This window comes from Xylanibacter ruminicola (assembly GCF_900107775.1).
GTDB lineage: Bacteria > Bacteroidota > Bacteroidia > Bacteroidales > Bacteroidaceae > Prevotella > Prevotella ruminicola_C.
In genome coordinates, this window is record NZ_FNRF01000003.1 from 1 (window position 1) to 12,530 (window position 12,530).

The 12,530-nt window shown below is 51.2% G+C and carries 12 protein-coding genes; 4 read left to right on the top strand and 8 right to left on the bottom strand.

Annotation, left to right across the window (positions count from 1 at the left end):
• Window positions 1-23: 23 nt before the first annotated feature.
• Entirely contained in the window at window positions 24-743 is a 720-nt protein-coding gene (locus BLU97_RS07540; protein WP_081352916.1) for an alpha/beta hydrolase, read from the top strand.
• Between the two features lie 73 nt (window positions 744-816).
• Here the strand turns inward: BLU97_RS07540 and BLU97_RS07545 are convergent, their stop codons facing one another.
• Window positions 817-1,011 (bottom strand): GNAT family N-acetyltransferase, encoded by a 195-nt coding sequence (locus BLU97_RS07545; protein ID WP_081352917.1) that lies wholly within the window; start codon window positions 1,009-1,011, stop codon window positions 817-819.
• A 25-nt stretch (window positions 1,012-1,036) separates the two neighbouring features.
• Window positions 1,037-1,891, bottom strand: coding sequence for a LytR/AlgR family response regulator transcription factor (locus BLU97_RS07550; RefSeq protein WP_074760966.1), 855 nt, complete (start codon window positions 1,889-1,891; stop codon window positions 1,037-1,039).
• A gap of 205 nt (window positions 1,892-2,096) precedes the next feature.
• Between BLU97_RS07550 and BLU97_RS07555 the strand changes: the two genes are divergently transcribed.
• Window positions 2,097-2,819, top strand: a complete 723-nt coding sequence (locus BLU97_RS07555) for a hypothetical protein (RefSeq protein WP_074760967.1) — start codon at window positions 2,097-2,099, stop codon at window positions 2,817-2,819.
• On the top strand, window positions 2,816-3,313 hold the full coding sequence (locus BLU97_RS07560) for a hypothetical protein (protein WP_074760968.1): 498 nt from the start codon (window positions 2,816-2,818) through the stop codon (window positions 3,311-3,313). The genes BLU97_RS07555 and BLU97_RS07560 overlap by 4 nt, the downstream gene beginning before the upstream one ends.
• A gap of 74 nt (window positions 3,314-3,387) precedes the next feature.
• Here BLU97_RS07560 and asnB read toward each other — a convergent pair whose 3' ends face one another.
• The 4 genes from asnB to BLU97_RS07580 all read right to left on the bottom strand — a co-directional run bounded on the left by asnB (window position 3,388) and on the right by BLU97_RS07580 (window position 7,557).
• Window positions 3,388-5,052, bottom strand: coding sequence for an asparagine synthase B (asnB, locus tag BLU97_RS07565; RefSeq protein WP_074760969.1), 1,665 nt, complete (start codon window positions 5,050-5,052; stop codon window positions 3,388-3,390).
• A gap of 57 nt (window positions 5,053-5,109) precedes the next feature.
• The gene (locus BLU97_RS07570; RefSeq protein WP_074760970.1) at window positions 5,110-5,817 is read right to left on the bottom strand and encodes a hypothetical protein; all 708 of its coding nucleotides are present in this window, start codon (window positions 5,815-5,817) and stop codon (window positions 5,110-5,112) included.
• Window positions 5,818-5,877: 60 nt separating this feature from the next.
• The gene (locus tag BLU97_RS07575; protein ID WP_013064493.1) at window positions 5,878-7,134 is read right to left on the bottom strand and encodes an ammonium transporter; all 1,257 of its coding nucleotides are present in this window, start codon (window positions 7,132-7,134) and stop codon (window positions 5,878-5,880) included.
• Window positions 7,135-7,209: 75 nt separating this feature from the next.
• Entirely contained in the window at window positions 7,210-7,557 is a 348-nt protein-coding gene (locus tag BLU97_RS07580) for a P-II family nitrogen regulator (protein WP_013065263.1), read from the bottom strand.
• A 315-nt stretch (window positions 7,558-7,872) separates the two neighbouring features.
• Here BLU97_RS07580 and BLU97_RS07585 point away from each other — a divergent pair, with 315 nt between their 5' ends.
• Window positions 7,873-9,105, top strand: coding sequence for an LL-diaminopimelate aminotransferase (locus tag BLU97_RS07585; protein ID WP_028907010.1), 1,233 nt, complete (start codon window positions 7,873-7,875; stop codon window positions 9,103-9,105).
• A 33-nt stretch (window positions 9,106-9,138) separates the two neighbouring features.
• Here BLU97_RS07585 and BLU97_RS07590 read toward each other — a convergent pair whose 3' ends face one another.
• Window positions 9,139-10,887 (bottom strand): amidophosphoribosyltransferase, encoded by a 1,749-nt coding sequence (locus tag BLU97_RS07590; protein WP_074760971.1) that lies wholly within the window; start codon window positions 10,885-10,887, stop codon window positions 9,139-9,141.
• A 3-nt stretch (window positions 10,888-10,890) separates the two neighbouring features.
• A complete protein-coding gene (locus BLU97_RS07595) occupies window positions 10,891-12,483 on the bottom strand; it encodes a CTP synthase (protein WP_074760972.1) in 1,593 nt (530 codons plus the stop codon).
• Window positions 12,484-12,530: the final 47 nt, after the last annotated feature.

Consider the following 12,530-nt stretch of genomic DNA (forward strand, 5'->3'; position numbering starts at 1 on the left):
ACTAGTTTTGTAATTGAATAATTATGAAGAGGATGATTAAATCAAGAATTGATACAATAGAAATACAAAGCCGAACTCTAGGTAAGACTATGGCTGTTACGATTTATGTGCCAACCAATTTTTGCGAGGGATTACCTGTTCTCTATTTTATGCACGGGCGTAGTGGCGACGAGTCTATTATTCATGCTTTGGATATACAAACCGTTGCAGACAGAATGATTGCCGATGGCAGGGTAAAACCAATGCTAATTGTCTGCCCAAGGATGGAAGATGCGCTAGGATTAGGTGCTTTCGAAGATTATTTCTTTAACGAGGTGATGCCAATTGTAGAGAAAAAATACAAAACGAGTGTACGTTGCATTGGAGGGGTTTCGGCTGGAGGCTTCATTGCCTTGAACTACGCTTTCCGCCATCCTTATTTATTTGAGCGAGTAGGCGGTCACATGCCTGCCATCGAAGACGTATTGGATGATGACGACCTGCATTATTTCGGAACCAGTGAGCAATGGAAAGCAAATAATCCGCTTTTCCTGGTTCAGAAGTGTACTTTGCCTTTAACTATGGAGATTTATCTTGATGCAGGAAGTGAGGACGAAGGTGGATTTTATCGAGGATGTGCGCAACTGGCAGAAAGATTGGCAGTCCGTGGCGTTCTGGTTCAGAATCATTTAAACGAAGGACATCATACCATTGATTATATCAAAGCTCATTTGGAGGAATATCTTATGTTTTATGCAAAATAAAAAGATTTAAAAAAAATAAGAAAATGAAATTAGAATTCGTCTCGATGCCCTTGCATCGAACACGCCCGCTCATTTATAAGTGCTCGCCAATCATTTTCTCCATCCAGATCATGTCGTACCATCGATTGAATTTCTTGCCGCACTGGTGGAAGTGAGCAACTTTTTGGTAACCAAGGCGCTCATGAAAACGAACACTGTCCTGAGTCAGGTATTCGTCTTCGGGCTCGATAAAGGAGATGCAGGCATTCATGTTCAGGATGCCCTGCATCTTTACTTCTGTATGTTACGCCGCATTACAGCAGGCGGGCGTGGATTTCCTGGGTGTACGAACGGGATACGGGGATTGTCTTTTCAACCTGGAACATCTGGAGGGTGCAGCCTGTTGAGGGACGACCGGAGATGGAAGCCACGAAGTTGAGATTAACCAGGAACGCACGATGGCAGGGCACCAGGAAGGTGTAGGCGGCCAGGCTCTCTCGGAGCTGCTTCATGGTAATACGCAGGGTGTGGTGCTGGAGGGTATCGCCGTCGAGATAGCAGATGTTGGCATAGTTCGACATCGACTCGATGTAGATGATACGCTCCGGCACCACTTCCAGTATAGCGTTCTTGGCATTGCCTGTCAGCGTGCATGGGGCAGAGGGCTCGCTGTCGGCTTTCCTCGGCTCGTCGGTCTGTCGGTCGTCAAGTAGTTGGTTGATGGCTCTCACCTCGTCGAGTTCCTGCTGCAGGCGGTTGTTGCGCATGCGATACAGCTGCAGGATGAAGATAAAGAACGAGATAAGCGTTACCTCAAGGCATGCCTTGAGATAGTTGATAACCGAGAACTCGCCGGCTGTGCAGTACCAGGCCTTAGAAAACGAATCCCATGTAAACCACGAAACCAGCGAAAGGGTGAGGGCCGATAGCAACGGAATGTTTACGGCGTGCATGAGCAGCAATCCCTGTGTATCGTGCCAGTCGCAATGGAACAGCTTTTTTACAATAGCGAACGATACCGCCGATGATAGCACGGCGAGTATCGCACCACCCATAATCAGCAGCATGCGGTTATGGCTCATCTGGTCGATACCAAACGGTTGCAGAAACGATAACAGAAAGATAACAGCCAGGGCTATGGTAGCCAGCTCTTTTGATAATTGTTTCATGATTTACAGTTTAATTTCGGCTGCAAAGATACGGTGTTTTTTGTGCCTGAACAAATAATATCGTTGCATTTTATCCCTGCAGCGTAACATTTCATCCCAGAAGCGTGATTTGTATCACAGATTGTTAACCAAGTATCACTGGCTATTGCAGGTTTCGGTCATCAGCCGTAACTTTGCGGCATGAATCATTTTAATTTTTAATAAGATGAAGAAGATGACTACATTATTATTAGCATGTGCGATGATGCTTTTCTCGGGATGCGAGAAAGAACGCATGGAGTATGTAACCGGCGATGTGAAGGTGGAGGTGGAAAAAGGCGCCAACTGGCTCCACGACTATCCGCTGATTCTTGGTATTAACAAGAAGAATCCGCCGCAGGTGGCTGTGTGGGTAGAGGACATGGATGGGCGCTACCTCTCTACGCTATACGTGTCGTATAAGGCGGGCACGCAGGGATGGCAGGGGGCTAAAGGCAACCGCCGTAAGGAGGCATTGCCCCACTGGTGCCATCAGCGCGGTGTGGTGTATGCCGATGGACTGTATCTGCCCACCAAGGATCAGCCGATGGCCGATGGCCTGACGGGTGCCACACCTCGGGCCGACTTTGAGGTGAGCATGCATCCAAAGCAGATGCCTGCCCAGTTTGTGGTTAAGGCCGAGTTTAATCACTCTATCGATTGGAACGATGCCTATCCCAAGCATGCCAAGGTGGGCGATGCCAACTATTCGGGTGGTACGGAGGGTAGCGGACAGCCTGCTGTGGTTTATGCCGCCATTGTTGATACCACCTCTGGCAAGAAATCGTTTGTGGCCCATCTCATCGGTCACAGTAGTGCCGATGGTAGCGATGGCAAGGTGTATGCCGATACCAGCCGTCTGACGTCGGCACTCCAGATTGTTAAACAAATAAAGATTACTATCCAATGAAGACGATTCGTATCATCATGATTTCGTGTGCCTTGGTGCTGGCCACATCCGCCCGGGCGCAGCAACGCAACTATACGTTGCGTGCCACCGTTGGTACGGGCATAGCACTCGATGTGCCTGCAACCACACCTGTACTTACCCAGTTTATCGCCGCCAAGCAGCTATCCAAGCACTGGGCGCTTGGTGTGGGCACGGGTTTCTCGCTTTACGAAAAACCGCTGATCCCAATCTTTGCGCATGCCAACTATCGGATGGCACGCTGGGGTAACGTTTCGTTCACGGCCGAGGCCAATGTGGGCGGTACCATACTCCACGCTGGCGGCTATGTGGCCCCGTCGGTGGGCGTCAACTACCGTCGTTACCACCTGTCGGTGGGCTACGAGTCTCAATCGCTCAGACGCATCAAGCAGAACGAAACGCCCCATTTTGTTTCGGCTTATCGCGAAGAGCTTAGCCATCATACCGTTACCCTGCGGTTGGGTATCAATCTATAAAAATAAGGGCAACAGCACTTGTGCTACGCGTGTTGCCCTTCCCATATTGGGTAAGTATAAAAGGTTTGTTATTCTTAGTATGCTTGTTCATGCACGCCTTTAACGGCACGACCGCTGGGGTCGTTTAAGTTCTTGAAGGCCTCGTCCCATTCCAGGGCGATGGCGGTAGAGCATGCTACGCTGGCCTCGCTGGGCACACTCAGGGCAGCTGAATTGCTGGGGAAGTGCTCGGCAAAGATAGAGCGGTAGTAATACTCCTCTTTATTTTTGGGTGGGTTGATTGGGAATCGTTCGGCGGCGTGGGCCATCTGCTCGTCGGTAACGGCCTCGGATGTAATCTGCTTCAGGGTGTCGATCCACGAGTAGCCTACACCATCGCTGAACTGCTCCTTCTGGCGCCAGGCTACGGCTTCGGGCAGCATGTCGGCAAAGGCCTCGCGTACAATCTTCTTCTCAACGGTTTTGCCTGGGCACATCTTGGCTTCGGGGTTGGTGCGCATGGCCACATCCAGGAACTCCTTGTCGAGGAATGGCACACGACCCTCAACACCCCATGCCGAAAGACTCTTGTTGGCACGCAGGCAGTCGTAGAGGTGCAGCTTTGATAGCTTACGGACGGTTTCCTCGTGGAAGTCCTTGGCCGTTGGGGCTTTGTGGAAGTACAGGTAGCCACCGAAAATCTCGTCGGCACCTTCGCCGCTCAGCACCATCTTGATACCCATCGACTTGATGACACGCGCCAGCAGATACATAGGTGTTGAGGCACGTACGGTGGTCACGTCGTAGGTCTCGATAAAGTAGATTACGTCGCGGATGGCATCCAGACCTTCCTGTATGGTGTAGTTGATTTCGTGGTGAACGGTACCGATGTGGTCGGCCACCAGCTTGGCCTTGGCCAGATCGGGTGCACCCTTCAGTCCTACGGCAAACGAGTGCAGGCGGGGCCAGTAGGCTTTGGTTTTCGAGTCGTCCTCGATACGCATCTCGCTGTATTTCTCGGCGATGGCCGAGATAACACTCGAGTCGAGTCCGCCCGACAGCAGCACACCGTAAGGCACGTCGCTCATCAGCTGGCGTTTAACGGCACCTTCGAGTGCGTCGTGGATAGCCTCTACCGATGCGGGGTTGTCCTTCACGGCATCGTACTCCATCCAGTCGCGCTTGTAGTAGCGCTTCTGTCCTGGGTCGGCACTCCAGTAGTAATGGCCGGGCAGGAAAGGCTCGTAGTGCTCGCACTGGCCCTCGAGGGCTTTCAGTTCCGAGGCTACGTACACCTTTCCGTCGGCATCGCAACCAATGTACAGTGGGATAACGCCAATAGGGTCGCGAGCAATCAGGAATTCGTCGGCTTCTTGGTCGTAAAGGGCAAAGGCAAAGATACCGCTCAGATCTTCCAGAAAGTCGATTCCTTTCTCGCGGTACAGGGCCAGGATTACCTCGCAGTCGCTGCCCGTCTGGAAATCGTACTTACCAGCATAGCGGCGACGTATCTCCTGATGGTTGTAAATCTCGCCGTTAACGGCAAGCACCTGTTTGTGGTCGGGCGAGAACAGGGGCTGACCACCCGACTCTGGATCAACAATACTTAATCGCTCGTGGGCTAAGATAGCCGAGCCGCCACAGTAGATACCACTCCAATCGGGACCACGATGGCGAATTTTCTGACTCATCTTCAAAGCCTTCTGTCGCATTTGCTGCGACTGCTCTTTTACGTTGAAAATACCTACTATTCCACACATAATATTATTGTTTTTTAGTTGTTTTGAATGTTTGCTTTTTTAAAAGAGTCCTTGGACTCACGGCTGAAGCGTGAATCCAAAGACGAAGTATGCCTTCTGGGCACATGGGTTAGCAGCCACCTGGGCGAACACTGGGATGCTAAACGAATCGGTTACTTTAATATCCTTTGTAGCTTTGAGTGCCAGGTTGGTGATGGCAAAACCATCGGTACCATAGAAACTGGTGGCGTAAGGCACAGCACCTACGGTGGCGCTCCAATCTACTGCGGCTACCTTGAAGGGCACGCCCAGCTCTACGTACGAGCTGTAGGCACGCTTACCATCCTTGTTTACACCGTCGTTACCCGAGAGGTTGGTAAACCACTGGATGCTGGCGGCACCAAAGTCGTAACCGATGTTGGCTTCGAAGATATGGTTGGTGCCATGGGCATCGTACTTGAAGTAGCGACCCTCAGGATCCTGTCCGGCGTTGAACCAGTAGTCGGTCAAGCCGATGTTGAAACCACCTGCAGTGTAGGCCAGTGTCAGGTCGAACTCCTTGGCATCGTTGGTGTCAACCAGTCCGTAGCTGCCCCATGCTGTGAGCGAGAGGCCTTTGTAGCCAATGCCCAGTGTAGGCTGGATGGCTGCACTTCCGCAATCCTGGCCACGCCAGATATACGAGCTTACTACATCTGCAGCTACTGTGGTTTCTACTCCTTCATCCTGTGCCGAAGCACCCATTCCTGCGGCGAACATAAGCGCCATTAAAACAATCTTTTTCATAATCCGTTCACTTTTAATTTTTAACTAATGGTAAAATCTCTCTCTTTATATAATTATGTCTTAGTTGTAGCACATCTCTCCGTGCTCGTAGATATCCAAGCCCTCTTCCTCGATACGCTTGCTAACGCGCAGGCCGTGAATCTTCTTAATGCTGTAGAATAATACTACACCACAGGCAGCAGCCCAGAGGTCGATAACCAGAACACCGAACAGCTCAGCACCGAAGAAACCGAAACCGTGACCGTAGAAAGCACCGTTTGAGGTTGACAGCAGACCGGTCATCAGGGTACCCAGGATACCGCAAACACCGTGTACTGAAGAAGCACCTACAGGGTCGTCGATGTGCAGCTTGTGATCGATAAACTCGATGGCGTAAACCAGTACGATACCGCAAACAAGACCGATGATAACTGCGCCGAAGGGTGATACCAGGTCGCAACCGGCGGTGATACCAACCAATCCTGCCAGCACACCGTTAAGGGTGAGTGAGAGTGATGGTTTGCCGTACTTGATATAGGTAAGGAACATGGTAGCAGTTCCACCAGCTACAGCAGCCAGGTTAGTGGTAAGGAATACGTGGCTGATGGCAATGCGGTTAACCTCGCCGCTGGCAGCCAGCTGTGAACCGGGGTTGAATCCGAACCATCCCAACCACAGGATGAATACGCCCAGAGCAGCCATGGCCAGGTTGTGACCAGGAATAGCGCGGCTCTTGCCGTCCTCATCATACTTGCCTACACGGGGACCAAGGGCGATAGCACCTACCAGGGCCAGCACACCACCTACGCTGTGTACGATAGCCGAACCGGCAAAGTCGTGGAACACATCACCAAAGGTGGTCATCATAAAGCTATCGGCAGCATCGTTGCAAAGCCAGCCGCCACCCCATGTCCAGTGACCCTCGACAGGGTAGATAATCAGTGAGATAACTGCACTGTAAACCAGATACATAGAGAACTTTGTGCGCTCGGCCATAGCACCACTAACGATGGTTGCGGCAGTGGCACAGAATACGGTTTCGAAAATCAGGAAACCCTCTACAGGCAGGTCGCTCTCGTAAAAGCTCAGGTCGCCCCAGTTAGGCATACCGATAAAACCGCCCAGCACGTCGCCACCAAACATAAAGCCGAAGCCAAGGAAGAAGAACAGCAGCGAGCCGAACATAAAATCTACAAAGTTCTTCATCAGGATGTTAGCGGTGTTCTTACTGCGTGTAAATCCAGCTTCACACAGCGCAAAACCTGGCTGCATCCAGAAAACCAGCATAGCTGCCAATAGCATCCATACGGTATCGAGTGAAATTCCAATTTCGTTCATAATCCTGAAAATTTTAATTTAATTCTTAATGTTCAATGTTCAATGTTCAATGTTCAATGTTCAATGTTCAATGAACTATTTCTTATCTCTCAATACGGTGTCGCCGTTCTCGCCTGTGCGAATGCTCCAAGTGTCAATCACATCGCTTACAAAGATACGACCGTCGCCGATTTCACCTGTGTGAGCTACCTGCAGAATAACCTTTACGGTTGGATCGAGGAATATGTCGCGGCACACAATGGTGATGGCCACACGCTCGATCACGTCGGTACTGTACTGTACACCACGATAGATGCGCTCCTGACGGCTCTGACCAATGCCGTGAACGTCGTGGTACTCAAACCAGTCGATGTCGGATGATAGCAAAGCAGCTTTCACCTCCTCGAACTTAGTCTTTCGGATAATCGCTTCAATCTTTTTCATACCTCTTAAACTTTTTACCTAATTATTATAATAAATTGTTAAATTGATGACACTTTGTCATTTCTTGGGTGCAAAGTTAATGCATTTTGTAAGTAAAACAAGCGCTTTTTGTTTCATTTTGTTATAAAAGATTTTATATCGTTATCTTTTTGTTAGCGTTAACAGTGTTTTACTTTTAAATTGTAAGCAAAACTACTATTAATGCTTACGAATTGTTACTTTTCATTAAATCGAAGGTGATTATGCTAAGTATTTTTTGAATTTTCTTTCAAAAAGTGCTACCTTTGCACCCGAAATTAAATAGGTTTATATTATATGGCATTAGTAAACGACCACTTCTTGAAGCTGCCGAACAATTATCTGTTCGCCGACATTGCAAAAAAGGTAAACGCCTTTAAGGCCATGCATCCCAAAGTGGATGTCATTTCGCTGGGTATAGGCGATGTAACGCAACCACTGGCACCAGCCGTTATCGAGGCTATCCACAAGGCTGCCGACGAAATGGCCACCCGTCAGGGGTTCCGTGGCTACGGACCTGAGCAGGGCTACGATTTCTTGCGTGATGCTATCTTGAAGAACGATTTCCTGCCACGTGGTATCCATCTGGATCGCGACGAGGTGTTTATCAACGATGGTGCCAAGAGCGATACGGGTAACATTCAGGAACTGGTGCGCTGGGATAACTCTATCGGCGTTACCGATCCTATCTATCCTGTTTACATCGATTCGAACGTGATGATTGGTCGTGCGGGAGTTCAGGAGAATGGTCGTTGGTCTAATGTGCTGTATATGCCTTGTAATGCCGAGAACGGTTTTGTGCCCCAGCTGCCCGACCGCCGTGTCGACGTGATCTACCTGTGCTATCCTAACAACCCCACAGGTACCGTTATCTCTAAGGCCGAGCTGCGCAAGTGGGTAAACTACGCGCTTAAGAACGATACACTCATCTTCTACGATGCTGCTTATCAGGCTTACATCCAGGACGATGAGATTCCCCATAGCATCTACGAGATTCGTGGTGCCCGCAAGTGCGCTATCGAGTTCCATTCGTACTCCAAGACGGCAGGCTTTACCGGTGTGCGCTGCGGCTACACCATCGTGCCTAAGGAGGTTACGGCTGCCACGCTCGATGGCGAGCGCATCCCTCTTAACCCTCTGTGGAACCGTCGCCAGTGTACCAAGTTTAATGGTACCAGCTACATTTCGCAGCGTGCTGCCGAAGCCATCTATACCCCCGAGGGTAAGCAGCAGGTTAAGGAAACTATCAACTACTACATGCAAAATGCCAAGAAGATGCTTACCACCCTGCGTGGCTTAGGCTTTGAGTGTTACGGTGGCGAGAATGCCCCTTACATCTGGGCAAAGACGCCAGGCATTTCGGGGTCGTGGAAGTTCTTCGAAGAGATGTTGTACGGTGCCCATGTGGTTTGTACGCCGGGTGTGGGCTTCGGTCCATCGGGCGAAGGTTACGTACGATTCACGGCCTTCGGCAGTCACGAACAAACCGACGAGGCGCTGCACCGCATCGAGAACTGGTTAAAAAAGTAATGGACGAAAAAAAAGTAGGTTCCTTTTCGGGACCTACTTTTTTGTTACCTTGTCTACATAGTTTATAAACGCCTGGTTTACCAGCCTTACGCCGCCTGGAGTGGGGTAGTGGCCTGTAAAGTACCAGTCGCCTGGGTGGTTGGGGCAAGCCTTGTGCAGGCCCTCGATACTTTGGAAAACCAGTTCGATGGGTGCCTGCATGTCGGCTGGTCGCAACATCTCAACAATTTTCTTATTAATCTCATCTACTGTAAACGGCTCGTACACGGCGCGCACGCAATTCTGCATCTCCTCCTTGGGTTTCTGCAGCTCGCGTTTGCAGGCCAGGTAAGTGTCGTTTACCAGTTGCCACATGCCGCGCTCCTCAATCAGGGCCATGGTGGCACGGAAGGCGCAGAACTCCTCCAGTCTGGCCATGTCGATACCGTAGTAGTCGGGGTAACGGATCTGTGGCGAGCTCGATACCATCACAATCTTCTTGGGGTGCAGACGGTCCAGGATCTTAAAGATGCTCTCCTTCAGCGTGGTGCCGCGCACGATCGAGTCGTCGATAATCACCAGGTTATCCACACCAGCCTGCAGACTGCCGTAGCTGATGTCGTAAACGTGGGCAGCCAGATCGTTGCGCTCGCTGTTGTCGGTAATAAAGGTGCGCAGCTTAATGTCCTTCCACACTACTTTTTCGGTACGTACATCGCCGTGCAGCTTACGGAATCCATCTGTCATCCCATAAAAGGCCACCTCGGCGGTGTTAGGGATATAGGAAAAAACTGAATGGGGTACATCGCCGTCGATGGCCTTTAAGATGGGTTGAGTCAGCTGTTCGCCCAGTCGTTTGCGCTCCTGGTAGATGTCGCAGTCGGAACCGCGACTAAAGTAGATGCGCTCGAACGAGCAGGCGCTCAGTTTCTGGGCAGGCATTATCTGCTCCAGTCGGCTTTCGCCGTTTTTATGTACTATCAGTGCCTGACCTGGCAGCAGCTCATGCACGTCGTTACTATCAATATCAAATGTGGTTTGCAGCACGGGACGCTCGCTAGCCAGGGCGATGATCTCGTCGTCGCGGTAGTAGAAGGCGGGTCGGATGCCCCATGGGTCGCGCACGCTGAACATCTCGCCACTACCCGTGAGTCCGCACATCACAAAACCGCCGTCGTAGTGCTGCATGGTGGTGCGCAGTACGTTGGCCATCTCAATGTGGTCGTCGATATAGTTGGTAATGTCGATGCCCGTCAGACCCTGTGCGGTGGCCTCCTGGTACAGGCGCTCCACCTCGCGGTCAAGTCGGTGGCCCATCAGCTCCAGGGTGATGTACGAGTCGCCGTAGATACGTGGACTCTGGCCCTGGGCGGTCAGGAAGTCGAACACCTCGTCGATGTTGGTCATGTTAAAGTTGCCGCACAGACAGAGGTTCTTGGCGCGCCAGTTGTTTCGACGCAGGAAGGGATGTACAAACGTCAGTCCGCTCTTGCCGGTTGTCGAGTAGCGTAGGTGGCCCATCAACAGCTCGCCCTTCATCTCCTCGGTAACGCGACTGAATATCTCGGTAATGGCATTCTTGCCCTCCGCCTTTTCGCGGAACATATACTCGGTTCCGGGCTTGTTGTTCAGGTTCACGCTGGCTATGCCGGCGCCCTCCTGTCCGCGGTTGTGCTGTTTCTCCATCATCAGGTACAGCTTGTTAAAACCATAGGCCCAGGTGCCGTATTTCTTCTCGTAGTAATCCAGTGGCTTCAGTAGGCGAATCATTGCCACGCCGCACTCATGCTTCAGTTGCTCCATAGGTTATTTGCAGGCTTTGATGAAACTCATAAACAATGGGTGTGGGTTCAGTACCGTTGATGAGTATTCGGGGTGGAATTGGGTACCGATGTACCATCGCTTCTCGGGTATCTCTACGATTTCTACCAGGTTGGCATCGGGGTTGATACCTACGCACTTCATGCCCTTGGCCTCGTACTCCTCCTGGTACTTGTTGTTAAACTCGTAGCGGTGGCGGTGGCGCTCCTTGATGAGTGTCTCCTCGCCGTAGGCCTCGTACACGCGGCTGCCCTTGACCAGCTCGCACTCGTAAGCGCCCAGACGCATGGTGCCGCCCATCTCGGTAATATTCTTCTGCTCCTCCATAATGTCGATCACATTGTGGGGCGTCTTCTCGTCCATCTCCATGCTGTTGGCGTCCTTGTAGCCCAGCACGTTGCGGGCAAACTCAATCACCATCATCTGCATGCCTAAGCAGATACCGAATGTGGGGATATCGTTGGTGCGGGTGTATTCGGCGGCAATGATCTTTCCCTCGATGCCACGCTGTCCGAATCCCGGACAAACCACGATACCAGCCAGCCCCTTCAGCTTCTCGGCCACGTTGGTCTTGGTAATCTCCTCGCTGTTCACAAAGTGCATTTTTACCTTCACATCGTTGTAGATACCGGCTAGGTTCAAGCTCTCGCGAATACTCTTGTAAGCATCCTGCAGGTCGTATTTTCCTACCAGTCCGATGTGTACCTCGTTGGTGGCACGGCGCTGCTTGTCTAGGAAGTCGCGCCAGGGCTTCATGGCAGGTGTCTCGCCTACGGGAATACCAATCTTACGCATGATGGCTGCATCCAGTCCCTGATGCTGCATGTTCACCGGTACCTCGTAAATGCTTGGCAGATCCTCGCTCTGTACCACGCACTCCAGATCCACGTTGCAGAACGATGCCACCTTCATGCGCATGCCGTCGTCCAGATGGCGCTCGGTGCGCAGAACCAGGATATCGGGCTGGATACCCATTCCTTGCAACTCTTTTACGCTGTGCTGTGTGGGCTTGGTCTTCAACTCGTCGGCGGCCTTTAAGTAAGGTACGTACGTGAGGTGTACGCATACGGCGTTGCGGCCCAGCTGGTAGCGCAGCTGTCGGATGGCCTCCATAAATGGGGCACTCTCAATGTCGCCGATGGTTCCACCCACCTCGGTAATGATAAAGTCGAAGCCCTCGTCGAGACCCTCGCGCAGCATGCGGTGCTTAATCTCATCGGTGATATGTGGCACTACCTGGATCGTCTTACCCAGGTAGTCGCCGCGACGCTCACGGTCGATTACCGTTTTGTAAATGCGTCCTGTTGTTATGCTGTTGTTTCGTGTTGTGTGTATGCCTGTAAATCGCTCGTAGTGTCCCAGGTCCAGGTCGGTCTCAAAGCCGTCGGCTGTTACGTAGCACTCGCCGTGCTCGTAGGGGTTCAGCGTGCCCGGGTCGATGTTAATGTATGGGTCGAATTTCTGTATAGTTACTTTGTAGCCGCGTGCCTGCAGCAATTTGCCAATACTGGCCGATATGATTCCCTTGCCTAATGAGGAAACCACACCACCTGTTACGAAAATGTACTTTGTTTCCATAAAAACCTTATCCTTTTTATGGACTGCAAAGGTAAGCATTTTCCCGT

Bases quoted from the DNA above. Each gene is read 5' to 3' on its own strand.
- BLU97_RS07540 (WP_081352916.1), top strand. From the start codon at position 24: ATGAAGAGGATGATTAAATCAAGAATTGATACAATAGAAATACAAAGC.
- BLU97_RS07545 (WP_081352917.1), bottom strand. From the start codon at position 1,011: ATGCAGGGCATCCTGAACATGAATGCCTGCATCTCCTTTATCGAGCCC.
- BLU97_RS07550 (WP_074760966.1), bottom strand. From the start codon at position 1,891: ATGAAACAATTATCAAAAGAGCTGGCTACCATAGCCCTGGCTGTTATC.
- BLU97_RS07555 (WP_074760967.1), top strand. From the start codon at position 2,097: ATGAAGAAGATGACTACATTATTATTAGCATGTGCGATGATGCTTTTC.
- BLU97_RS07560 (WP_074760968.1), top strand. From the start codon at position 2,816: ATGAAGACGATTCGTATCATCATGATTTCGTGTGCCTTGGTGCTGGCC.
- asnB (WP_074760969.1), bottom strand. From the start codon at position 5,052: ATGTGTGGAATAGTAGGTATTTTCAACGTAAAAGAGCAGTCGCAGCAA.
- BLU97_RS07570 (WP_074760970.1), bottom strand. From the start codon at position 5,817: ATGAAAAAGATTGTTTTAATGGCGCTTATGTTCGCCGCAGGAATGGGT.
- BLU97_RS07575 (WP_013064493.1), bottom strand. From the start codon at position 7,134: ATGAACGAAATTGGAATTTCACTCGATACCGTATGGATGCTATTGGCA.
- BLU97_RS07580 (WP_013065263.1), bottom strand. From the start codon at position 7,557: ATGAAAAAGATTGAAGCGATTATCCGAAAGACTAAGTTCGAGGAGGTG.
- BLU97_RS07585 (WP_028907010.1), top strand. From the start codon at position 7,873: ATGGCATTAGTAAACGACCACTTCTTGAAGCTGCCGAACAATTATCTG.
- BLU97_RS07590 (WP_074760971.1), bottom strand. From the start codon at position 10,887: ATGGAGCAACTGAAGCATGAGTGCGGCGTGGCAATGATTCGCCTACTG.
- BLU97_RS07595 (WP_074760972.1), bottom strand. From the start codon at position 12,483: ATGGAAACAAAGTACATTTTCGTAACAGGTGGTGTGGTTTCCTCATTA.